Source organism: Planomonospora antibiotica (assembly GCF_014647955.1).
In the GTDB taxonomy this organism is placed as follows: Bacteria; Actinomycetota; Actinomycetes; order Streptosporangiales; family Streptosporangiaceae; genus Planomonospora; species Planomonospora parontospora.
Map to the genome: position 1 here is coordinate 1 of NZ_BMQE01000062.1, position 21,801 is coordinate 21,801.

27 protein-coding genes are annotated in these 21,801 nt (G+C 69.9%); 2 read left to right on the plus strand and 25 right to left on the minus strand.

All coding sequences use genetic code 11. From position 1 onward, the window contains the following. Positions 1-1,400: 1,400 nt before the first annotated feature. The 3 genes from IEZ06_RS32240 to IEZ06_RS32250 form a co-directional block, all read right to left on the minus strand. Positions 1,401-1,868 (minus strand): hypothetical protein, encoded by a 468-nt coding sequence (locus IEZ06_RS32240; protein WP_189240456.1) that lies wholly within the window; start codon positions 1,866-1,868, stop codon positions 1,401-1,403. 30 nt (positions 1,869-1,898) lie between these two features. Beyond that, the gene (locus tag IEZ06_RS36880) at positions 1,899-2,111 is read right to left on the minus strand and encodes a P-loop NTPase family protein (RefSeq protein WP_203872243.1); all 213 of its coding nucleotides are present in this window, start codon (positions 2,109-2,111) and stop codon (positions 1,899-1,901) included. A 357-nt stretch (positions 2,112-2,468) separates the two neighbouring features. Continuing rightward, on the minus strand, positions 2,469-3,314 hold the full coding sequence (locus tag IEZ06_RS32250; protein ID WP_189240457.1) for a 5'-3' exonuclease: 846 nt from the start codon (positions 3,312-3,314) through the stop codon (positions 2,469-2,471). 127 nt (positions 3,315-3,441) lie between these two features. Between IEZ06_RS32250 and IEZ06_RS32255 the strand changes: the two genes are divergently transcribed. Beyond that, on the plus strand, positions 3,442-4,116 hold the full coding sequence (locus IEZ06_RS32255) for a class I SAM-dependent methyltransferase (protein ID WP_229799018.1): 675 nt from the start codon (positions 3,442-3,444) through the stop codon (positions 4,114-4,116). A 78-nt stretch (positions 4,117-4,194) separates the two neighbouring features. Then, a complete protein-coding gene (locus IEZ06_RS32260) occupies positions 4,195-4,614 on the plus strand; it encodes a hypothetical protein (RefSeq protein WP_189240458.1) in 420 nt (139 codons plus the stop codon). Between the two features lie 45 nt (positions 4,615-4,659). Here the strand turns inward: IEZ06_RS32260 and IEZ06_RS32265 are convergent, their stop codons facing one another. From IEZ06_RS32265 to IEZ06_RS32370, 22 genes are all read right to left on the minus strand, one after another. Further along, on the minus strand, positions 4,660-5,160 hold the full coding sequence (locus IEZ06_RS32265) for an NUDIX domain-containing protein (RefSeq protein WP_203872244.1): 501 nt from the start codon (positions 5,158-5,160) through the stop codon (positions 4,660-4,662). Positions 5,161-5,350: 190 nt separating this feature from the next. After that, positions 5,351-6,097: an NUDIX domain-containing protein gene (locus tag IEZ06_RS32270; RefSeq protein WP_189240459.1), complete on the minus strand. Its 747-nt coding sequence runs from the start codon at positions 6,095-6,097 to the stop codon at positions 5,351-5,353. A 4-nt stretch (positions 6,098-6,101) separates the two neighbouring features. Further along, a complete protein-coding gene (locus tag IEZ06_RS32275; protein WP_189240460.1) occupies positions 6,102-6,890 on the minus strand; it encodes a methyltransferase in 789 nt (262 codons plus the stop codon). A 79-nt stretch (positions 6,891-6,969) separates the two neighbouring features. Continuing rightward, positions 6,970-7,968, minus strand: a complete 999-nt coding sequence (gene galE / locus IEZ06_RS32280; RefSeq protein ID WP_189240461.1) for a UDP-glucose 4-epimerase GalE — start codon at positions 7,966-7,968, stop codon at positions 6,970-6,972. 178 nt (positions 7,969-8,146) lie between these two features. Next, positions 8,147-9,280 carry an aminotransferase class I/II-fold pyridoxal phosphate-dependent enzyme gene (locus IEZ06_RS32285; protein WP_189240462.1) on the minus strand — a complete coding sequence of 378 codons (1,134 nt, stop codon included), beginning with the start codon at positions 9,278-9,280 and terminating at the stop codon, positions 8,147-8,149. Continuing rightward, on the minus strand, positions 9,277-9,528 hold the full coding sequence (locus IEZ06_RS32290; protein WP_189240463.1) for a ferredoxin: 252 nt from the start codon (positions 9,526-9,528) through the stop codon (positions 9,277-9,279). The genes IEZ06_RS32285 and IEZ06_RS32290 overlap by 4 nt, the downstream gene beginning before the upstream one ends. After that, the gene (locus tag IEZ06_RS32295; RefSeq protein ID WP_189240464.1) at positions 9,522-10,766 is read right to left on the minus strand and encodes a cytochrome P450; all 1,245 of its coding nucleotides are present in this window, start codon (positions 10,764-10,766) and stop codon (positions 9,522-9,524) included. Before IEZ06_RS32295 ends, IEZ06_RS32290 begins: the two co-directional genes overlap by 7 nt. Further along, positions 10,763-11,551, minus strand: coding sequence for a class I SAM-dependent methyltransferase (locus tag IEZ06_RS32300; protein WP_189240465.1), 789 nt, complete (start codon positions 11,549-11,551; stop codon positions 10,763-10,765). The genes IEZ06_RS32295 and IEZ06_RS32300 overlap by 4 nt, the downstream gene beginning before the upstream one ends. A 48-nt stretch (positions 11,552-11,599) precedes the next feature. Then, positions 11,600-12,778 carry an amidohydrolase family protein gene (locus tag IEZ06_RS32305; protein WP_189240466.1) on the minus strand — a complete coding sequence of 393 codons (1,179 nt, stop codon included), beginning with the start codon at positions 12,776-12,778 and terminating at the stop codon, positions 11,600-11,602. 40 nt (positions 12,779-12,818) lie between these two features. After that, complete coding sequence (locus tag IEZ06_RS32310; protein ID WP_189240467.1) at positions 12,819-13,184, minus strand: cupin domain-containing protein; 366 nt, start codon at positions 13,182-13,184, stop codon at positions 12,819-12,821. Continuing rightward, positions 13,181-14,395 carry a hypothetical protein gene (locus IEZ06_RS32315; protein WP_189240468.1) on the minus strand — a complete coding sequence of 405 codons (1,215 nt, stop codon included), beginning with the start codon at positions 14,393-14,395 and terminating at the stop codon, positions 13,181-13,183. The genes IEZ06_RS32310 and IEZ06_RS32315 overlap by 4 nt, the downstream gene beginning before the upstream one ends. Beyond that, on the minus strand, positions 14,392-15,303 hold the full coding sequence (locus tag IEZ06_RS32320) for an NAD(P)-dependent oxidoreductase (protein ID WP_189240469.1): 912 nt from the start codon (positions 15,301-15,303) through the stop codon (positions 14,392-14,394). The genes IEZ06_RS32315 and IEZ06_RS32320 overlap by 4 nt, the downstream gene beginning before the upstream one ends. Further along, a complete protein-coding gene (locus tag IEZ06_RS32325) occupies positions 15,300-15,947 on the minus strand; it encodes a hypothetical protein (RefSeq protein ID WP_189240470.1) in 648 nt (215 codons plus the stop codon). Before IEZ06_RS32325 ends, IEZ06_RS32320 begins: the two co-directional genes overlap by 4 nt. Positions 15,948-16,339: 392 nt before the next feature. Next, entirely contained in the window at positions 16,340-17,002 is a 663-nt protein-coding gene (locus tag IEZ06_RS32330) for an ATP-binding protein (RefSeq protein ID WP_189240471.1), read from the minus strand. Positions 17,003-17,232: 230 nt separating this feature from the next. Continuing rightward, positions 17,233-17,451 (minus strand): DUF397 domain-containing protein, encoded by a 219-nt coding sequence (locus IEZ06_RS32335; protein ID WP_189240472.1) that lies wholly within the window; start codon positions 17,449-17,451, stop codon positions 17,233-17,235. Between the two features lie 12 nt (positions 17,452-17,463). Next, positions 17,464-18,309: a helix-turn-helix domain-containing protein gene (locus IEZ06_RS32340; RefSeq protein WP_203872245.1), complete on the minus strand. Its 846-nt coding sequence runs from the start codon at positions 18,307-18,309 to the stop codon at positions 17,464-17,466. A 236-nt stretch (positions 18,310-18,545) separates the two neighbouring features. Continuing rightward, the gene (locus IEZ06_RS32345) at positions 18,546-18,707 is read right to left on the minus strand and encodes a hypothetical protein (RefSeq protein WP_189240474.1); all 162 of its coding nucleotides are present in this window, start codon (positions 18,705-18,707) and stop codon (positions 18,546-18,548) included. Between the two features lie 19 nt (positions 18,708-18,726). Further along, positions 18,727-19,257, minus strand: coding sequence for an NUDIX hydrolase (locus IEZ06_RS32350; protein ID WP_229799020.1), 531 nt, complete (start codon positions 19,255-19,257; stop codon positions 18,727-18,729). A gap of 77 nt (positions 19,258-19,334) precedes the next feature. Continuing rightward, complete coding sequence (locus IEZ06_RS32355) at positions 19,335-19,736, minus strand: NUDIX domain-containing protein (protein ID WP_203872246.1); 402 nt, start codon at positions 19,734-19,736, stop codon at positions 19,335-19,337. Between the two features lie 314 nt (positions 19,737-20,050). Beyond that, complete coding sequence (locus tag IEZ06_RS32360) at positions 20,051-20,260, minus strand: STAS domain-containing protein (protein WP_229799022.1); 210 nt, start codon at positions 20,258-20,260, stop codon at positions 20,051-20,053. Positions 20,261-20,353: 93 nt separating this feature from the next. Continuing rightward, entirely contained in the window at positions 20,354-20,986 is a 633-nt protein-coding gene (locus tag IEZ06_RS32365; RefSeq protein ID WP_189240476.1) for a TetR/AcrR family transcriptional regulator, read from the minus strand. Between the two features lie 31 nt (positions 20,987-21,017). Next, positions 21,018-21,575 carry a DUF4396 domain-containing protein gene (locus IEZ06_RS32370; protein WP_189240477.1) on the minus strand — a complete coding sequence of 186 codons (558 nt, stop codon included), beginning with the start codon at positions 21,573-21,575 and terminating at the stop codon, positions 21,018-21,020. Positions 21,576-21,801: the final 226 nt, after the last annotated feature.

The following is a 21,801-nucleotide window of genomic DNA, read 5'->3' on the forward strand; positions in this document are numbered from 1 at the left end:
ACCCCTGAGGAGCAGGAGCGCGGCACCGGAACGGACGCAGAAACCAGCTCCACCCAGGCCGCGAGCGCAGATGGCACGGCGTCACATCAGGTCATGCAGCGAGCTGGATCGTCCCGGACACTGATTACCTTGCCGCGTGTAAACGGACCGAGAGGTGTCTCACTGGGGCCGGCAGGTAAAGCTGTTGCCGCTTCGTTCCATCTTGCCCAGGACGGTGATGAGCGATGGGAGAAGTTCTCTATTCGGCTTCCAGATGATTTGAAGCGGCGGACCACGGCCCTGATGGTTAGATATCGTAGGATACTCAACCGGCGTGGCCTGGGAGAAAATCACGTATATGCTGCTGGCCTGATTACCCTGACTCCTTCCGACCTGGCCACCTGTATTGAATGGGCGAAATATCGGAGATCAATCTCTGAAGGAGAGGCTCCTTCTCGATCAACGACGATCCCAGGGCCCCTGAGAAAGGTGATGGAAGACCTGGAAGGGGATATGAGGGTGCATGCTCGGCATGGACTCTTCGGGTACCTTCTTACGGAAATCGTAACACGATTTCTTGATCGCCTAGAGGCTGAGCTGGGAAATAGGCAAGCCGACAGTTAGATTGAACTGTGGCGCCCTGTGCGAAGGAAGTCTCTCTTTATGTAAGGATGCTCCGCTGAGCCACGGTGAGGCGCTATTTTCCGCAATCTCGATGACCGGGTTAGGCCCGGTCATCGAGAAAGCGTGATGTGATCCACTTGCGATGCGAGGCTGGCCCCCCCTACTGGCGCTGTCCGTCCCCAGGCCACCCGGTTATCTCGCCTGAAAGGACTATGCAGCGACCCTGGACCGCCAGTGAAACCGGTGGGCCCACAGTGATGGAACCCGGCCCCGGCTCATCAGTACCGGGGCCGGGTGGGTTGTGAACGGACATGAGAGAGAAACTCCGGGTACACGGGCATGGACATCCTGTTCCGCGGACAGCATTTCTCCAGGTACACGGCCATGTACTTCTTAATCCTCCGGACATCTGAGAGGCCATCCTTACGGCAAGGGCTCGGAGCGGCCGGGGCCTCACGATCGCCTCGGGGTGGCCGGCGCAGAGCGATGGCTGGGAGCGATCGGCGCTGCAGGGCCTCCTTCGTTGGCCCCACGACATCGGGGCACCTCTGCGGCGCGCCGAGAGGTGAACGGCAGCGGCGAGCTCGATATCCAGGAACACCATCAGCAGGGCGCCGTTCAACCCTTCGTCGAGCAGGCTTGCGGTTCGTTCACCGGGATTTCTCATGGCCGCCTGCCTGGAGGCACATGGCCATCTACCGGGAACGTGTTGTCCGCCAACCAGGAGTGCCTCCATGGCCGCTTACGCGGTCGGGCGGCCGTCAAGGATTAACGTCGTGACGGCTGGGCGGAGCGGGCTATCCGGCTAGCATGCGCGTGGGCGGCGCGGGGGAATCGGTGGCCACGGCGGGGACCGCGTCGTCAGGGGTTCGCTCGCGTACGTCCTCGGCGCTGATCTCGATGACGACGGGCGGGCTGCCGAGGTCGCCGTACGCGGTGATGATCGCGGCTTTGATCGCCGCGCGGGCGGTCGCCAGCACGTCCTTGGCCGATGTCTCCGGCGAGGCGGCGGCTGTCAGGACGCCGAGCAGGACGGCGAAGCGCAACTGTTCGGCGATCGGCGCGGGCCGGTCAGACTCGATCGGCGGTAGGACCGGCCGGTCCAGCCAGAACGCCCGCCCGTCCAGGCGTCCGGAGCAGGTCGGGCTCGCGGACGGATTCAGCACGGTGACCGCATCGGCGATGTGCCGTCCGAGCTCGGCCAGATCCGTCTCCGGCGGCAGGTCGGTCGTCACCAGGACCGGAATGATCAGCGGGGGATGCACCGCGGCCTCCTTGTCGTTGACGCGCTGATGCTACTGACCGTCACTGACAATGACGCGAGGTTCCGAGAGTCCGGAGGCGCGCAGCACATGCTGCACGGTCGCCTCCAGCGGGCCGTCCTGCCCGATGATCGTCTCGCAGTCGTCCGGCAACAGGTCACGCTCCTTGTACCACTGCTGCATCTCCTCGGCGGCGAACTGAGTGCGCTGGGGCCGGGTGGCGTGCCGGCGGAGCGCCTGGAGCATGGCCTCGTACCTGCTGGCCGTGAGGATCCCCCTCCAGCAGGACGTGGAATTCGCCGTCGAGCGCGTGGCGGACGATGACGTCGATCAAGCTGATGTTCACCCGCCCGGGACGTCCCGCTCACGCAGCAGGTCCCGGCGGATCACGTCCTGGCTGATCAGCGCCAGGCCGTAACCGTAGGCGTCCCGTAGGGCGCGGGTCACGGTTTGATTCGCCCGCGCCGGAGTTCCCGCGCAAGACGATCAGGCACGGCGACGCCGTTGAATCGCATCCGGTGCGCACGACGTCAGCCTACGGATGCGACCGGTGCCACGCCCTCAGATGGCGAGGCGGAAGAGCACCACCCGGCTGCTGGAAGATCACCACAGGTTCAGCTCGGTCATCACCGCGGCGGGTGGGGAAAGGGCCGGGACGGGGCGCCCGTGAAGGCTTAGGGGCACGAACAGGTCGGTGCGCAGCCGTACCATGTCCCGCCAGGTGAGGACCTGCTCGAAGTGCTCGCTGACCAGTCGCCCCGCCCGGCCGGTCAGGCGGCCCGAGCCCGGAAGATCCTCGATGCCGAGGCCGCCTTCCAGCAGGCGAAGGGCGGTCTTCGGCCCGATCCCGCGCACTCCGGCGATCCCGTCGGACGGGTCGCCGACCAGCGCGACCCGGTCACACCAGCGGCGCGGAGCAACACCGTAGCGGGCCTGGACCTCCTCGGGGCCGATCACCCGGCGTCCGGGGTGCATCGCGGTGTTGAGCACGCAGACGTGGTCGGTGATCAGCTGGTAGAAGTCCCGGTCGGAGGCCATGATCCACACCTGGCGATCGGGTCCGGCGGCCGCCGCCAGCGTGGCGATCACGTCGTCGGCCTCGGCGTCGTCGAGCTCCACCCAGGGCACGCCCACGACCTCCAGGCCCCGCTTGACGTCCGGCAGCGCCCGGATCGGTGCCAGCGCCGCCTCATCGGCCGGCCGGTGCGCCTTGTAGGCGGGGTCGAGTGCGCGCCGCCCGGCCACGCCGTGTTCCCCGTCGAAGACGACGATGACCTCCGGCGGTGCGGGCAGCTCGTCGCGGATCGCGACCCGCAGCAACGCCATGAACCCGAACGCGCCCGTGATGTCTCGGCTGCGATCACGACTAAGGACGCGGGTGGGGAAGCCGAACTCCGAGCGCCACAGTAGTCCGTGACCATCGACCAGCAGCAAGGGAACATCGGACATGTGATCACCCCCAGGTTCGCACCCTCCGTGCCGGGCAGCGGGCGGACGTTGTGATCTGCGGGATTCCGCCTGACAGCGCCCCGGTCGTGCAGCACCATAGCCTCACCCGATCTCCTCCCTCACCGAAATGACCCAGCTCATGACCGTCATCGCCGACCAGGCCACCTACTGGGACCGCTACGCCGCCAACACCCCCGAGCGCACGCCCCAGGAGGCGCTCGAGGGAGCCTTCGGCTGGACGCAGTACCCCGGCCACGGTCCCGGAAATGAGGTGCTGGGAGATCCGGCCACCGCACTGGAACTCGGCTGCGGCCACGGCGACGCCGTCGCCGCCCTCGCTCTCAACGGCGTGGAGGCGACCGGCATCGACCTGTCGGCGGCCCACGTCACCAGCGCCCGCGCGACGTGGGGGCACCTGCCGGGCGCGCACTTCCATCAGGCTGACGCCGTGGACTACCTCACCAGCGCCTCCCGCCGCTGGGAGGCGATCTACTCCATCTGGGGCGCGGCCTGGTTCACCGACCCCGACCGCCTGCTGCCGGCGGTCCATGACCGGCTCACCTCCGGCGGCCGCCTCGTCTTCTCCCACGCACCCGCCATCCCGGGCAGCTACGGCCGCCAAGGCACCTACGGCGCGGGGTACGCAGGCCCTCAGGTGTGGATCTACCGGTGGGCCTACGAACCCGGCGCCTGGGTGGAACTCCTTCGCCGGTATGGCTTCCGCCACGTCCGTGCGCGCGTCGAGCCCGCGCCCGAACCCGATCACGTCGGCACCCTCCTGGTGGAAGCGGCCCGGCCATGACGAGCGCCGCTCCCCGGCCCCCGTGCGTCCCCGTCCTGCCGGTGACCGGCGCCCCACTCGTAGATCACGGAGTCGTTCATGAGCGCTGGCAGGTTCACCAGCACCGCCCCGTACTACCGGGTCTTCCGGCCCGGCATCCCGGCAGGCGCCGTCGCCGCGCTGACAGCCGAGGCCGACCGGCTCGGTCCAGCCCGGCGGCTGCTGGACCTGGGCACCGGAACCGGGCAGGTCCCCGCGGCCCTGCACGCGGCCTTCTACCGTCTCGACGCCCGCAACCGCGTCTGGCTCGCCTACCGCCGCCTGCCCGTCCTCTTGATCCCCGTCTACCTGACGGCCTGGACGGTGCTCAGCGTCGCCCGGATCCGCTCCCGCGCCACCCTTGCCGTCTGGCTCGCCGGCCTGCGCGAAGGCCTCAAGGGCGGACACGGACACCGCCGGCCGATGTCCTGGACCACCGTGCTGCGGCTGACGCGCGCCGGCCTCCCTCCGATCGTGTGAGCGTCTGATCAGCGAAGACGCACGAGCTTTCCGACCCGCGCCCGATCACCAGGTCGGATGGCCGTCCTCCAACGACGCCACCGTCCCGGCTTCCAGAGCGCTCAGGCACGCGGTGACTCGCCGGACCATATGCTCAGGCAGGAGCGCCGACAGCTGATCCGGTGCCGCGAACACCCACCCGGCCAGCTCCTCCGGCGGCAACCGGATCGCGGTGATCTCAGCGTCGGTGAGCACCCCGCCGTCGTACAGCAGGATCATCCCGTCCGGCCAGCCGGGCTTCGGCGGCACCCAGTCCATCCCCAGCAGCCGCCCCACCGGCCGGTCGAACCCGAGCTCTTCCCGGACCTCTCTGCGAGCGGCGGCCCGCGGCGGTTCGTTCTCGTCGATTGCTCCGCCGGGTAGCTCGAACAGCGGCTTGTACGTCGGGTCGACCAGCAGCACCTCCCCGGCCGCGTTGCGCAGCAGGACGGTCGCGGCCATCCACTTTCGGGCCAGCGTCGCCGCATACGGGTCGAGGGGAACAGCCGAGGACTCGTCCATCGTCATGTCTGTGACCGTAACCGGACGCCGCCGCCCGCGGCCGATGAAACGCATCTTCCGGCAGGGATGCTGAGGAGAGGCGAGCGTCCTTTCGGGCCGGCCTCGGCGTGCGCGTCCGAGACCTCCTTACCGGCAGGTGATGGCCAGCCCGCAGTCACCCGCGGGCCGTCGCATCCGTCCCACCTCGGACAGCGCATCACCGCAGAGGTTCGGTGTACCGGCGCACGACCGGTTCCAGGTAGTCCGCATGCGGACCGTCCAGACCCGCGAGCTCAGCGGTCGAGCCCACCACCGCGATCCGGTCCAGCTCGGGGACACGCCCCGCGGCCTGCTCGGCGGCCACCAGCGCCGCGAAGCGCTCCTCCAGCACCGATGGCCGCCGGAGCGGGGCCAGGAAGACCAGACCGACGCTGCGATGTTCGCCGCGCGTGACCGCCCATCGGGTCAGCTCCTCGGGCGTCGTGTCGAGACCGGTCTCTTCAGTCAGCTCACGGGCGGCATGCCGGCGCAGCGCCGCCTCATCCAGCACTTCATGGGCTTCGGGTGGCTCCACTGATCCGCCCGGTAACTGCCAGCGGCCCGGAGCGGCCGTTGACGGCGACATCCGCGCCACCAGCACCCGCCCGTCGTCGGCCGGCTGCACGATGCTGACGAAAAGCGACGGCATCCAGCAGGTGGCTCCCGGGATCCGGCGCAGCGCGTAATGCCGGTACGTCACCCGCGCCCAGGACAGGACAAGACTGCGCGGGCCCTCCCACCCCAGTCCGGCGCACGCCACAACCGGCCCGTCGAACAGGCTTGGGTTGACCTGAACCGCCGCATCCCACACCCGGTCCCTGGCCAGCTCGTCTTCAGGCGACAAATGCGGCGCGGCGACCTCCCTCAGCCGGAGCCGGTGAACGTCGAAGAGCTCAACACCCACCGGGGGAAGCGTCTCGGTCACCGGCTCATACCAAGGCTGCACGGTGGGCGATGAGGTGGATCATCCGCGCGATGCGCCGGTACGGATCGCGGCACCCGGCCTGCCATTCGACTTCTACGATCCGGTCGAACTCCTCCCGCGCAGGCACGGGGGCATCACCGAGGTGGTCGGTGAAGATGCGCACGCCGTACCAGGCGGACACCGCGGCCCCGAGGTCGCTGAGCACCTCCGACAGCTCGTCCACGCTGTGGGCGTAGGTGGTCGCGCCGAGGTTGCCGACCTCGGTGGTGGCGTCCATGAGCGCCAGCGCGCGCTCCCACTGCCCGCGCAATCCCGGCCGCATGGCCAGTGCGGGCTGCTTGGTGGCCACCGAGATCACACCGCCGGGCCGGACGGCTTCGACGAGCGCCGTCAACAGCGGCCTCGGGTCAGAGGCATACATGATCACTCCGTGGCAGCACGCCGCGTCGAAGCCGCCGCCGACCAGGCCGGTGGCCTGCTCGCCGGTGCCCGCCACGAGCACGACCCGGTTGTGGACGTGCTCGGGTTCGGCGGACAAGCGCGTCTGGGCCTGCTGAAGCATCCGCGGGTCCGGATCCAGCACGGTGACGTGGTGGCCGGCGCGGGCCAGCGCGAGGGCCTGCTGGGCGCCGCCGCCTCCGACGTCCAGCACGCGCCGCGGAGCGACAGGCAGGTGAGTGCGCAGCGCGCGGGCGATCAGCGCCTGCCGTAGCGCGCCGCGCAGCGTGCCGCTATGGCGGCCGTAGGAGCCGGCCAGCTCCCCGCCCGAGGCTGTCCAGGTGCTACCGGTCATGACATGGGCGTCCTTTGCTGATGGGCAGAGCAGCCGATCACGGCAGAAGGCCTCGCCTACCGGCGACCGGCCGATGCGCTCATGGCTGATCGCCGAGCAGCTCGTCGCGGACCTTCGCCCAGCGCAGCGAATCACGGATCCCGTCGCCGATCGAGTGCTGCGCCTTCCAGCCGAGCAGCCGGGCGGCGCGGTCGCTGCGCGTGTAGGCGCCGACCACATCGCCGGGGCGGCGCGGTGCCTCGATCACCGCGACGGGCGTGTCGACCACGTCGTTGAAGGCGTCGGCGAGCTCGGTCACGGTGGTGCCCGTGCCGGTGCCCAGGTTGATCACATAGTGCCGCCTCTGCGCCAGCACCTCATCGAACGCGTGCAGCGCGGCGACATGCGCGGCGGCCAGGTCCCAGACGTGGATGTAGTCGCGGATGCCCGAGCCGTCGCGGGTGGGGTAGTCGGTTCCGGTGACGCAGAAGGGCGTCCCCGTCTCGTGCGCTTCGATCAGCTTGCCGAGCGCGTGGCTGGGGCGGCGCAGCTGCAGACCGGTGCGCAGCTGAGGGTCGGCGCCGATCGGGTTGAAGTACCGCAAGGAGAGCACCCGCAGGTCGGTGGCGGCGGCGATGTCGGCGAACATGGCTTCGCAGACGGCCTTGGTGCGCGCGTACGGGCTCTGCGGGGCGATGGCTGAGTCCTCATCGACGCTGAAGTCCTCGCCCGGCTCGTAGATCGATCCCGAGGAGCTGAAGAGCAGGCGCCGGCAGCCGTTGCGCAGCAGGTGGGAGACGAAGTCGAGGCTCTTGGCGACGTTGGCCCGGTAGTAGCCCACCGGGTCGGCGACCGAGTCGGGCACGACGATCAGCGCGGCGCAGTGCACGACCGCGGCGATGTCGGGGTGTTCGGTGAAGACCTGGTCGACCAGCGCGCCGTCGGCGATGTCACCCTCGTAGAAGATGCGGCCGGTGGTGAACTCCCGGCGGCCGGTGATCAGGTTGTCGACGATGACGGGAGTGATCCCGCCATCCAGGCAGGCCGAGGCGATGGTGCTGCCGATGTACCCGGCGCCGCCGGAGATCAGTACCTTCATTGGAATTGTTCCCTTCCGCCCGCCGACTGGCCGGGGCTTACCATCGGTGATCTCATCTGTACCACGCGTGGGCTGCCGGTGGTCGGCCGTCTCGCGTGCTCCTGTCGTGCGGCGCGCTGCGGGTACGGGTCCCGGGCAGAGATCCCGGGGCGCGTCTTGCGCGTCGCTGGGCCGGTCGTCACTCCCGGCCGGATCCGGTCAGGCCCTGGACCATCTGCGTCAGGGCTTGTCGCAGGATCTCCTTCTGCGTGGCCAGGGAAAGACGCGCCTGGCTCTCCTTTCCGCCGAAAGCGGTTCCCGCCTTGGCGGTGATGGCGCACCGCTCCCGCAGGGCATCGACGGCGCTTTCGCCGCGCCGCAGGTAGGGGGCGAAGTCCACCCACAGGAAGTAGGTGCCGGACGGTATCGGGAACCCCAGCTGCGGCAGCTGGTGTTTCAGGGTGGCGCACGCGAGATCGCGGGCGGTTTTGATCCGCTGCGTGGTGGCGCGCAGCCACGGGCTGTCGTCGGCGTAGGCGGTGGCCAGGGCCGCCTGCTGCAGGCCGGTCGCCGCCGGGCAGCGGTGCCGGGCCGGTTCGTGTGCTCGCCGCAGCAGCTCGGCGTTGGCCGAGAAGGCGAAGGCGCCGCCCAGCCCGGCCAGGTTGTGCGATTTAGAGGCGCCGGACAGAGTGATGCTGATCTGCGCGGCCGTCGGGCTGAGCGCGGCGAACGGCTGGTGCTCGCCGTCCAGGATCACGCGGCTGTGCAGTTCGTTGCTCACCACGACCAGGTCGTGATCGGCGGCGACCTCGCAGATCGCCCGCAGTTCCGGTGCGGTGTAGACCTTCCCGGTGGGGTTGTGCGGGTTGACCAGGTAGATGACGCGGGTCGCCGGGCTGATCAGGGGCTCGATGTCGGCGCGGGTGAGGTCGCGATCGGATGGCAGCGGGGCGGGGACCGGGACGGCACCGGCGGCGGTGATGGCGCTGGGGATGTGGAAGAAGGCCGGCGTCCAGTACAGGACTTCGTCGCCTGCGCCGACCAGGGAGGCCAGTACGTGGTAGCTCTGCGTCAGGCAGCCGGTGGCCAGCCAGAACGCCTCGGCGGGCAGGCTCAGCCCATGGCGGCGCTGGTAGTAGGCGGCCAGCACGGAGGCGACTCCGCTGACGGTGTAGGGCGGAGGGTAGGCCAGGGGCCAGGCCAGGCGCTCGGTGATAGCGGCCACGATGGCGGGGTCGGGGGCGTAGTCCATGTCGCCGAAGTTCAACGGGATCGTGCCCGGATGCATGGTCCACTTGTAGGAGTAGGGGTTGGTCGTCTCGGTCATGCTCATGCGGGGTCCCGGGGGAGGAGGGCCGCGTCGGCGGCGTGGCCGGTGAGGGTGATGGCCTGGACAGGGCAGCAGTCGGCCGCGTCGGTGATGGCGTTCTCGGCGGGTGCTTGCGGGGTCAGCACCTGGGTGCCGTCAGCGTGGGCGCGGAAGACGTGCGGGGCCAGCGCCGCGCAGGTGCCCGCGCCGATGCACCGGGCGGGGTCGATGGCGATGCGCTGGTAAGAGGTCGGTGGGTGCTCGTTCACCATGAGACGGGCAGCTCCTTCAGCTCCCGCACGACCAGGCCCTCGTGCCAGTGCAGGTCGCTTTCGTCGACGGCCAGACGTAGGGCGGGCATCCGGGCGAACAGGGCGGTCAGGGCCACCTGCAGCTCCACGCGTGCCAGGTGCGCGCCGACGCAGTGGTGGGCGCCATGGCCCAGGCCCAGATGGCGGGGGGTGGCGGGCCGGTCCGGGCGGAGCGTCAGCGGGTCGGGGAAGGCGGCAGGGTCGCGGTTGGCGGCCGTCATCGCCGGCAGGACCGCCTCTCCTGCGTGGACCAGGGTGGCGCCGACGGTGATGTCCTGGGTGGCGACGCGGACGAAGCCACCGGCGACGCCTACCGGCACCAGCCGCAGCAGTTCTTCGGCTGCGGCGGGCACCCGGCCGGGATCGGCGGTCAGCCAGGCCACCAGGTCCGGGCGGCGCAGCAGCAGGCACACGCCGCTGGCCAGCAGGGTGCTGGGGCTGCCGACGCCTCCCACCAGCAGCGCGATGACCACGTCGACGATTTCGGCGGTGCTCAGGGTCTGCTCGTCGCGGTCGCGGCGCAGCGCGGCCAGCAGCCCGTCCGGAGTGTGGACGCCGGGAGTGAGCAGGTGGTCGGCGACGAAGGTCTCGAAGCGGTGGCGGGCGGCCTGGCGGGCGGCGGGTGGCAGCCGGGCCGAGCGCAGGGCGGAGGCGAAGTCGGTGAAGTGCTCGCGCTCGCGCGCGGACATCCCCAGCAGCTCGCAGATCATCAGCAGGGGGAATGGGATGGCCAGGTGCGCCAGCAGGTCGGCGGGCCTTCCCGCAGCGGCCATCGTCTCCAGCAGCTCCTCGGCGCCCGCGGTGGCGCGCGGGCGCAGGTGTTCGATCCGGTCGGCGGTGAAGTGCGGGGCCAGCGCCCGCCGGATGCGGGTGTGCTCGGGCGGGTCCAGGGCCATCATCGAGGTCGCCGGGAGCACCTCAGACGACAGCCGGGGGATATCGGCGCGGTTGGCGTGCGCCCGGGAGAAGCGCGGATCGGCCAGGATCTGGCGGACGTGGTCGTAGCGCACGGCCAGCCAGGCCGGGCCGCCGTGCGGCAGCTGCACGCGGTGCAGCTGGTCGGAGCGCTGCAGGTCGGCGTAGGGGGGTTCCAGGTCGAAGGTATGGCGATCGGAGAACGGGTACGGCACGGCCGCGGGCGTCGCAGCGGACGGGCCGGACGCACCGCAGACGGTGCGGGCGGGGGTGTCACGGTTCACGATGGGGTGCTCCCTACGCAGATCACGTATCCCTTGGGGTCGCGCCAGGGCTGGCGGGTGCGGGCGAACCAGGCGGTCGCCTCCTGGCGGATCGCGGCGATGATGGCGGGCCGGGCCGGGCAGGTGCGGGTCAGGCCGTAGATGCCGAGGACGGCGACGGCGAACCGGATCAGCGCTTCGGGCTCGGTGAAGACCAGGGCGTTGTCGTGTGCGGTGGTCTGCACGTGAGGGAAGACGCGCGCCATGCGCTCGGGAAGGTCAGCCGAACTGGTGGTGGCGGCCAGCGCGGTGGTGCTCAAGCCGTGGCGGCGCAGCTGGCGGCAGATCATCGCCGTGACGCCGGGGACGGTGCCCGGGTGGTTGATGCTGATGACCACCCGGCCGCCGGGCCGGGTCACCCGGGCGAACTCACCCAGCGCGGCCTGCACGTCGGGCACGTGGCACAGCATGTGGCGGGCCGTGACCGTGGCGAAGGTGCCGGCCGCGAACGGCAGGTGGGTGACCGAGCCCCGCACCGCGCTCGCGGCGCCGTCGGCGGCTACGCGACTGGTCGCGGCGGCTGAGATGTCCAGGCCGACCAGCGTGCCGGTGAATCCGCGTGAGCGCAGCCGCCGCAGAAACGATCCGGTGCCGCACCCGGCGTCCAGCACCGGTCCGCCCTCATGCGGGCCGATCGCGTCCTGCACGGCGGCTTCGAGGTCTTCGGGATGCTCGCTGTGGGTGCGGTGGGCATCGATCCGCGTCTGCAGCGGATCGAGGTCGGCGTATTCGTCTTCGACGGACACTCCTTCTCCTTCGGGTGGGCTCGGACAGGGGGGCGGTGGCGGGGAGGGTCAGCCGGAACCGGCGCCGGGCACCGGGCGGCCGCGGGCCATGACGTAGCGGGTTCGCATCAGGCAGGCCAGCGACTCCAGCGGATTGCCCTGCACCGCCAGCAGATCGGCCGCATATCCCGCCGCCAGGGTGCCGGTCACCGTGGCCAGGCCGAGCGCGCGGGCGTTACCGCTGGTGGCCAGTTCGATGACTTCCAGCGGGCGGTACCCGGCGTCGGTGTAGCAGGCCAGCGACGCCGGCAGGTCGTCGTGGGCGGTGCCGGAGATACCGCAGTCAGTGCCGGCGATGAGCCGCACCCCGGCTGCCCGCATCGTCTGCAGTTGCCGCACGCGCTCGGGCCAGGGCAGGCGCCCGCGGGCGGCGCGGGCCCGGGAGTTGATGGTCACTCCGACACCGATGCCGCGCCGGGCCAGCTCGGCGACGACGGCCGCATCCACATCGAAGCCGTCCTCGCGCATCCAGGTGGCATGCTCGATGGTGTCGACGCCCGTGGCGGCGGCCAGGGCGATGCCGTCGGTGCCGTGCGCGTGCGCGGCCACCTTCAGGCCCCGGCGCCGCGACAGCCGCACCGCGGTGGCCAGCTGCGACGCGGTGAGCTGTACGGCATGCGGTGACGAGGCCGGGGTGGAAAACCCTCCCGTCACCATGATCTTCGTCCAGGTGGCGCCGCCGCGGTGGTTGCCGCCGATGCGCCGGGCCAGCTCGCCGCCTGTGCTGATCTGCCCGCCGAACACGGCGCAGTGCCCGCCCGGGCAGGTCAGCGGGACACCGGCCGACAGCAGCCGCGGGCCGATCAGCTGTCCGCTGCGGACCTGCGCGCGGATCAGCGCATCGATGCCGCCCGTGCCGCCCAGGTCCCGCACGCAGGTGATGCCTTTGGCCAGCATGCGCTCGGCGGCCGTGCGCGCGCAGGCCGCGACCTGCCGCGGTGAGGCCTGGGCGAGCCGCGTGAACGGGTCATCGCCGCCGTCCAGGCACAGATGCGCATGTCCTTCGATCAGGCCGGGTAAAAGCGTCGCCCCGTCAAGATGGATGCGCTCGGCAGCGCGCGCCCGGCTGCCGGGAGCTGACCGCGCCGGGCCCACCCACGTGATGCGGGTCCCGTGCACCAGGACGGCCCCATCCTCGATGACCTGGCCTCGGTGGCCGGTCACCACCCGGTCGGCGCAGATCAGCACCGGCCGGGCCGGGCGGGCGCCGAGAGGTCGGGCCGCCATGTCACCGGGCCCGCTCACGGTGGCGGTCCGGTTCGGCGAAGACCTCCATCACCAGGGTGTGCGGCTCGATCGTCGCGGCGTGGACCTGGTCGTCGGCGATGGAGAAGGAATCACCGGCGCCGTAGCGCACGCAGCGGCCGTCGACCTCCAGCAGCACCGCTCCGCGCAGCACCACGCCGAGCTGCGGCCCGTGCCGGTGCGCAGGCACCCGGCCGCCGTCGTCGAAGGCCCACAAGACCAGTTGCCCGTGCGGACCGCTCAGCAGATGACCGCGGGCGCCGGGGAAGTCGACGTCGACGTCCGGCAGGGCGGCCACCCAGGCGGGATAGGCGTCAAGACGGGCCGGGCTTTGCTGTGCACCGGTCATGACCGGCTCCTTTGCGGGTCGTATCCGGCATAGGCCGGATAGGGGATCTTGCCGAAGTTGTACGGGCCCAGGTAGTGGTAGTAGTCGCATCGCAGCCGGACCATGGCCCGGTGCAGTACCGACAGGTCCGCCCGCCGGCGCCGGGCGAGCCGCTGGGGGGTCAGGCGGACGATGGCAGCGCGCTGGCCGCGGGCTTCAATCAGCTCGTCCTCGGTCAACTGACTCCACAGCTGGCCCAGCGCATCGGCTGCGGCGCCCGCGACCTTCGCCTGAGGGGCACGAGTGAACAGGTAATAGAGGATCAGACACAGCTGGAACAGGCTCATCACGTCGCTTCGGCCGCTTCCTCGCTCCAGCAGCGCCTCGATCAGACCGGGGCCGGGCCGGTGGTCGACGGGACAGCCGAACCACAGCTGCAGCAGTCCCACGGCCAGCGCATCCCCGGCGCTGACGGTGATCGGCACAGGGCGCGACAGCTCGCGGGAGCGGACCAGCGCCCGCACCCGCGCGGCGTCGGCGACCGGGGCGAAGGCTTCCGCCTCACCGGCGGTGATCAGGTCGGCGTAGCCCGGCACCTGCTGCCCCGGGGCCGTGATGGTGGCCCGCAACAGTTCCAGCAGCAGCTTCATGCGGTGGTGCTCGGAGCAGGTGCGCGGTGATTCACCACCGGGCCCGTCGGGCGGGGGAGCGGTGAGCAGGTAGCTGGCGAGCTGGTGGACGACGACTTCCAAGGCTTCGCGCGGGCCGACCTCGGGGCGGACCGGACGCGGGCTGCCAGAGCTGATCAGTAGCGGCCGCCGCGATCCCTGCCACAGGTCATGGCCGAAGTGCGAGCGCACCCGCGCCAGGTGGGCACACTCCAGCACGAAGCAGGTCGGCAGGAAGGCCGGATCGAAACCGGTCAGATGATCAATCAGGGGTGCGACTGGATCCGGGCCGCGGTAGCCGTCGGCGACGACGGCGACGAAGTCCAGATCCGACGCCAGGACGTATCCGTGGGCCGTTCGGGCCACCGCCCCTTCCGACCGGGCCAGGGAACCGGCCAGGTACAGGTCGGCCGCACCGGCGCACACCTGCCGCACGCACTCGGCCGCCGCGTGAAGATACCCTTCCAGCCGGTCGGCGAGGTGGCGCTTGGCGACCGCAGGGACATACCAGCTGCGATCGAAGCAGGAAGCGGAGACGGCCTCGACCGCGCCCGTGCCGCTCACACCGGCCCCCCCTTCGAGGCGGGCTCGGCCCGGCCGGACGTGCCGTAGGCGCGTTTGACCGCCCCCATGTCGCGCCCGCTCGCGCCGTTGGCCAGCGCCCGGTCCATCTGCGCGCGCACCGCGCGAGCCACGGCGAGATCTGCAGCGCCCGGGGCGGAGGCGAGGGCGTAGCCGACGTCCTTGGCGAGGTTGTCCAGGCTGCACGTCACAGGTTCATGCCGGTCACCGGTCATGTTCGCCGCCTTGGAACAGGCCACCGGCGCGGCCCATCCGTAGGCGCTCAAGGTCTGCACGACCTGCGGCATGCTCAACTCGCTGCGCTCGGCCAGCGTCAAGGCTTCGGCCAGCCCGACCAGGGCGGCGGCCGCGGCGAGGTTGTGCACCAGCTTGTAGCGCATGCCCGCGCCGCTGTCGCCGAAGCGGATGACCGTTTCGGTGTAGGTGGACAGCACCGCCTCAAGCGCGTGCAGGTCCTCGGGCGCACCTCCGGCGAACCCGATGAGCGTGCCCTGCTGGGCGCGCTCCAGGCCGCCGGTCAGCGCGACGTCGACCGGGCGGACCCCGGCGTGCCGGCAGGCGGTGATCCAGCGCCGCATGTACGGACTCGACAAGGTCGAGCACTCCACCGCCCTGGCCCCGGCGGACAGCGACGCCAGGGCGCCGCGGGCGCCGAACCATACGGCCGCGCTGGCCTCGTCATCGGAGACGAAGGACACGACGGCATCGGCTCCGTGCGCGGCCTGCGCCGCGCTGGCACACAGCTCGACGCCGTCACCGGCGAAGGCGTCGAGCCGCTGCAGAGTCCGGTTGTACAACCGTAGGGCGTACCCACCGGCGCGCAGGTGCGGGATGATCGCGCGTGCCATGATCCCACCGCCGAGCACCCCTACCGTGGCGATGCCGGTCATCTGGCGCCTCCCGCCGACTGCGGGTGGCCGCCGGTGTGAACGTGGTCGTCGACGGATCCGGCCGGAGCGGTGCGTTCGTGACCGGTCCGTCGGTACAGGCACCACAGCATCTGCGGCTGAAACGTCTCGACGACCTCCAGGTGCGCGACGGCCTGCACGACGTCCACCGACCCGATGCAGGCATCGACGTCACCGGATTCCGCCGCGGCCACCGCGAGCGGCTTGGCATCGACGTAGATCCGCTGACAGGTCGGTGCGTACCGGTCGGCGAACGCCGTGGTGGCCGGGTGCAGCGCCAGGGTCGCGGCTTGTGAAAGGCCGTCGATCTTGCACCGGTTGATCGCCACGCACATCGGCTTCGTCGCCGCCGACCAGACCCGGACGAGCTCCATGCGGTCGCTGTAGCGGAAATGCAGATCGACCCACGTGTCGCGGATCGTCTCTCCCGATCGGGTGACGAATCCGGCGCAGATGAGCGCGCTCAGGTTCTGCTCCCACGCCAGGTGCATCGCTTGAGGAAACGACTCCGCCAAGACGACCTCGCCCAGCTCGTGAGCGATGTGGTGGGCGTCGGTGCCCACCGGGCCGAGGGTGACCACCGGGGAGATGAACTCTTTCACGTCAACGCTGGTGGAGGTTCTCACCTTGTTTCGTCTCCGATTGTTGAGGAGTGGCCAGGGACGCCGACCGCGGCAGCTGGCCGTACTTGCTGGTCAGCGCGCTGGTTTCGGGACGGGTGGGCGAAGAGGGCTGGAGGGCCGGCTACTGCTGGCGGGGTGCGGTGTGCGTCGCACTGCCGGAGCTGAGCCCGAGACTGAGGAAACGGCGACGGGTGACCTCGTAGTGGGCAGGGCTCAGGTGGCGAAGCAGCGCATTAATGGCCTGGTCGGTACCGCGTCCCATCTGGGAAGGAATCACCTCGCCGTTGCGAGGTGGCTGCCCGTTGGCCCGGCCGCGCCCGCGAAGAAGACGCCCCCAGACAAAAGCAGGTAAGTGGATCAAGGGGTCTCCTTCAGGCGGCAGCGTGGTGCGGTGTTCACGCGGAGCGGCGCTGCTGGTTCAGCAGCTCGGCCAGGGCGGGAACGGATGGAGCCGTCAGCAGGCAGTCGGCGCCGGGACGGCGGGCAAGCGCCCACCATTGCCGGGTGGAAAGGTCGAACCAGGCGATGACACCGGTGAAACGGCGGGCGAGTTCGGCCTGTCCGGCGGCGATGGTCGCGGTGTCGGCCGGAGAACGGAGAGGTGGTGCGGCCTGCGGGCCGTCCCAGCCGATCTGCGCCCACACCGTTCGCCCGCGGGCGTCCCCGCTCATTCCCATCCGCTTGGACAGGTCGCGCACCAGGCGCAGGCCTCGGCCGTGCTCGGCCATCGGATCGTCCACCAGGTGGGGCTCACCGGTTGCACCGCCGTCGATGACCGCGACGCGCACCAGTGCACCGGACCAGGTGACCTCGATGACGAACTGGCCGCCGTTACCGCTGGCGGTGTGCCGCACGGCGTTGGCCCCGAGTTCCACGGCGATCAGGAGGAGATCGTCGCGGGCAGAGCACGCCGGCAACAAGGACTCCAGCCAGCGGCGAACATCGCGCAGCTGGAGTTCATGGCCGGGGAACGGCCGTCGCCATTGAAGCGGGGGCGACTGGGTTGAGGTGCTGGCGGAGGAGTTCACCTGGGCCGCGGGGTCGTTCGTGCTGGACATGGCACGTCACCTTTGAGGCTCTTGTCAGCACAGAGCAAGTCTCTGTTCTGCTCACTGCTCTGTACAGTGCAGGATTCGTAAACGTCCTCAGTATCGTGCTGCACCAAGGGGCTGGCAAGAGAATCTCCGCTTTCTGTCACCTCGCGTTCACGCGGGACGCACAAAAAGGGGCCGGAACCAGCCCGAAAAGGCTGGTTCCGGCCCCGTCCGCGTGCGCGGTGGCCGACAGGTTATGGCTGGTCGAACTCGCCGTCCTTCACCCCGCCAGTGAAGGCCTCCCACTCACTGCGGGTGAACTCCAAATGCGGTCCGGAGCGGTCCTTGGAGTCACGAACGCCGACGGTGCCGTCGGCGGCGAAGGCGACCTCGACGCAGTTGCCGTCACCGCCGCTACGGCGCGACTTGCGCCACATGGGGAACTTGTCGGGGCTGGCAGGAGAGGTGCTCATGATGCTTCCTATTTATTCGGCCAGGCGATTGGCGGTTTGAGTGATCAGGTGGAGGCTGTCGGATTCCGGCAGCGCCGCGGCGCGCAGCCGGTCGTACATCTGCAGGTAGGGCGTAACGTCCTCGCTGTCGGTGAGGACCACGTCCGAGGTGACCGCCTCCACGCCGACCACGACCGGGTCGCCGGGATCGGCGTAGCGGTAGATGGAGAAGGTGGAGGGCACGAAGGCGTAACCCTCAATGTCGGCCTCCACCGGCAGCACCCGGACGGTGATCTTCTCTTCCTGGGCCTTGTCCACCACGTGCAGCAGCTGAGCACGCAGCACTGGGGGCGGAGCCAGCCGCCGCCGCAGGACGACCTCGTCCACGATGACCTCGTACGTCGGCCCACCGGGCCGGGCCAGCATCCGCTGGCGACTGGTGCGTCCTTTGACGATGCCTTCGGCATTCATCGTGGTCTGGGCGGCAGCGCCCGTAGGGCGCTGGAACCAGTCGGCGGCCACCCGGACCCGCGTGAACTCCGGGGTCTGCAGGAGGCCGGGGAAGTAGGTCTGCTGGTATTCGCAGATCTCCGTCGCGCCGGCCTCCAAGTTTGCGAAGAGCGGTTGCCGTGTGCCCATCGCCTTGTTGGACTCCCACCACCCCCGCTCGGCGGCCTCCCTGGCGATGGTGAGGATCTTCGTCCACTCCTCGCCTTCGACCCCGAGCACGTCCAGGATCTTGATGATGTCGTCCTGGTCGGGAGGAACATGGCCGTTCTCTAACCGAGAGATCTGCGCACGCGAGACGCCGAGCTTTTTGGCAAGCTGCTCATGGGTGAGCCCGGCCTCGCTGCGCAGCTTGTGCAACTCGGTGGCCAACCGCAGCCGACGTACGTAAGGACTAATCATCCATGATCTCCCACGTGGGCCATCGACGAACTGTGCGGAAATACGTACCGTCGTAGAAAGCCTATCGGCGTGGCTTCGCGAACGCATCTGCGTCTCCCCGGCATGCAGGAGACAGCAGTTCACACACTGATCTGCCTGCTGACGCCGTGGCACCAGACTGGATCGCCCGCTGGACATGGTCGGGCAGGATCGACACGGGCAATCCTTCAGCGCCGCGCGTACTCGGCAATCATGCCGGTGACAACAGGTCGTTCCAATCCTCCGCCGAGACCGGTCTCTCCGGCCACGTCGTGACCCGTGCCGCCGTTATGCGCAGCCTCAATGCCCGGTTCGATCTGAGCGGCACCGGAGCTCACCGTGATCGACATTCTCGGCTGATCTGCGCCGTCAGCGCGTGGTATCCGACCGCGTGCGGCTCAGAGGCCCAGCGTACGCGCGGATGCGGAACTTGTCCTGCGAGAAGGCACTCACCCATTCGTGGCCCAGCGGCATCCACGCCGCGGGCTGATCGTCTTCGGCGGTCAGCGGAAGCGAGGGATCGATGATGGCCGCATAAGACAGGCCGAGCGTGGGCGCCCAATCGGAGCGGTAGGAGCGAACGGTCACCGCTGCCGGCACGTCCAGCACCTCGGCGACGACGCCGGTCTCCTCGGCCAGCTCCCGGCACGCCGCCTCGCGGGGCGTCTCCCCGGGCTCCACCCTGCCGCCCGGCGGGACCCAGCCGCGCCAGCGGTGCTTGACCAGCAGGACGTGCCCGAAGTCCTCATCGAACACCCACACGTCGGCCGCGATCGGATCCATCGGCCCCTTCGCCGCCTTCTCCAGCCAGGCACGCGCATCGTCGAACTCGGCATGCGCCCGGTGGGCGTCAGCCACGGCCGCGCGCAGCGTGCGCTGCTCAGAAGCACTGCGAGTCACCCGGGACAGGGTACTGGCGGGGCGGGCACTGTCGGCCGGCATCCGATGAAGAGCATTCGCCCCGACGCCGAGCTCCGTCAGCCCGCAGCTGCAGGCGTACGGCCGAGGCGGGTGCGCAGCTTGTCGAGGAACCGCTCAAGACCGGGATCGAAGACCCCGTGCGGCCATCCCTGGCGGCCGTCAATCGGCACCCATCGCACCTGAGCGAACTCGCGCTCATCCGGGACGATTACCGCATCCCGGTTGGCTTGGAAGGCGAACCAGAGCGTGACGTCGGTGTGGCTGTCGACCCCGCGGGTCTGGGTGACGGTCAAAAAGCAGGGGACGTCACCGAAGGCCGGGTGGAAGCCGGGCGCGATCCGTAGTTCCTCCGCCAGTTCACGAACCGCTGACGCACGGGGATCCTCCTGATCATCGGCATGGCCGCCCGGCCAAAGCGGCGGGTTCGTAGGTTCTCGCGGCAGGCAGCGCGTGAACACGAGCCTGATTATGCCGACTACGGCGGTGTGACGTTCGGGTTTGTGCTGCGTGCCCAGTTGTTGTCAGTCGAGTCGAGTGTTACCGGTGGCCGGTGGCGCCGCCGTACGCGCCGCTCGTACGCAAGCCACCCGGACCCACGTCACCGTGGTCACCCTGGCTGGCCGAAGCGGGTGCGCGGTTACGGCGCCGGGTGCAGGAGGTCGCTGCCAGGTTGCCGGGGCGCCGTGGTGGCTGCGCGCAGGGGCAGGGTCACGTCGGGGTGGGTCTCGAAGCTGGCCTGCAGGCCGATAACGGCCAGCCGCCGCATCAGGTGCTAGCTCAGGCCGGTCAGGATCAGCCGGGTGCCGCAGGTGCGGCTGCGGTGCAGGGTGCGCACCAGTTCGCACAGTCCGGTGGAGTCGCAAAACGTCAGCTCGCTGACATCCATGATGAGCACGGGCAACCCGGGCAGCTCCCACACGCGTTCCAGGTGGGCACGCAGCAGTGGGACGGCGGCCAGGTCGAGTTCGCCGGCGGCGCGCACGACGATGGCGGTGGTGTACAGGCCGGTGGTGACGGCGAAGGCCGGACCGGCCGGGGGTGAAAGGTCGGTGGGGCAGCTCCTCGGCCTGCAAGGTCAGGGCAGGCTGGGACTCTTCTGACGCGAAAGCCCCCGGCAATCGCCGACTTTTGCCGCAGCAGTGCCGGCCAGCGCTGGGCCAAGGTCACCGTACGGCCCTGGCAGCCTGATCAGCTCTCCTCCGGAGGCGGCGGGTCGGGTGGGGTCGGCAGCGCTACGTGCGCGCAGGTGCCCTGCTGGGGCGGCTGGTGAGCAGGTGACGGCCAGGTCCAGGTCGGCGAAAGGCCGGAGGCTCGACGGCGGGGCGGTCAGCAGTTCGGCACGGATGATCGATGACAGGACGTGGCGGATGCGGTTGTGCACGGCGGCTCCGCCGCGTGGTCCCAGCAGGGCGCGGACCAGGGGGCGCTGCTCGTCGATGTGTTCCAGCAGGGGAAGGCTGAAGGCGAACAGCCCTTGCGGTGTGGCCGGTCGTACGGATCCCAGCTGGTCGACGAGTTCGTCGATGGTGCTGAACGGGACGTCCTGTTTGCCGGTGAAGTGGGAGTAGAAGGTGGATCGGCCGATGTCGGCGCGTTCGATCAGGTCGGTGACGGTGACGGCGTCGTAGCCCTTGTCCACGATCGCGTCGACCAGGGCGTCCTGTACGGCTCGCCGGGTGCGGCGCACCCGGTGGTCGAGCCCGTCCATGGAGGGTCTCCCTCTCTCAGCCGGACGGGGATCAGTGGTGGTAGGCGTGGACGACGGCGTGGCCCTTGCCCCGGCCGATGATCCACTTGTTGACCGGGGTGGTGACGAGGAAGGCCACCAGGAAGGCGAAGGCCAGCGCGCCCCAGAACAGGCCGGTGGCCAGGCCGGCGTCCATGGCGCCGGGGATGACGAGCATGACGCCGTTGTCGACGATCTCCATGACGATGATGGAGACGGTGTCCGCGGCGAGAGCGAGCTTGATCGCGGCGCCCCAGTCCACCCCGGCGCGGCGCAGGGGGATGAGGGTGAGCAGGTAGCCGAAGAAGAAGGCCAGCGCCACGGCCAGGACGATGGTGGGCGCGGTGGCCCAGCCCAGCGCGGTGCCGATGACCAGCCCGAGGACCTCTCCGATGGCGCAGCCGGTGAGGCAGTGCAGGGTGGCGGAGGCGGCCATCCGCCAGGTCGTCTTGGCGGGGTGGCCCGTATGCGCGTGGTGGGCGTGCTCCTCGGGTGCATGATGGCCATGTCCCTCGTATCCCTGGTGCCCTTCATGTCCGGCGTGGTGAGCCTGGTGCGATGGTTCCGACATGCTGCTCTCCTCCGTTGATCAAGGTGACATGCCCACGATATACCCCATAGGGGTATCTTGCAACGTGATTTCTCCGGGATGAGGTGCGACGGGAGGATTCGCCGTCAGCGGATCGGCCACGTCAAGGAGGCATCCCCTGGGCGAGCGGTGACTCTACTACGGGAGATCGGCGGAGAGCCGGTGACGGCCGACCAGGGTCGCGTCGTTCATCCCGGGTGCAGTGCAT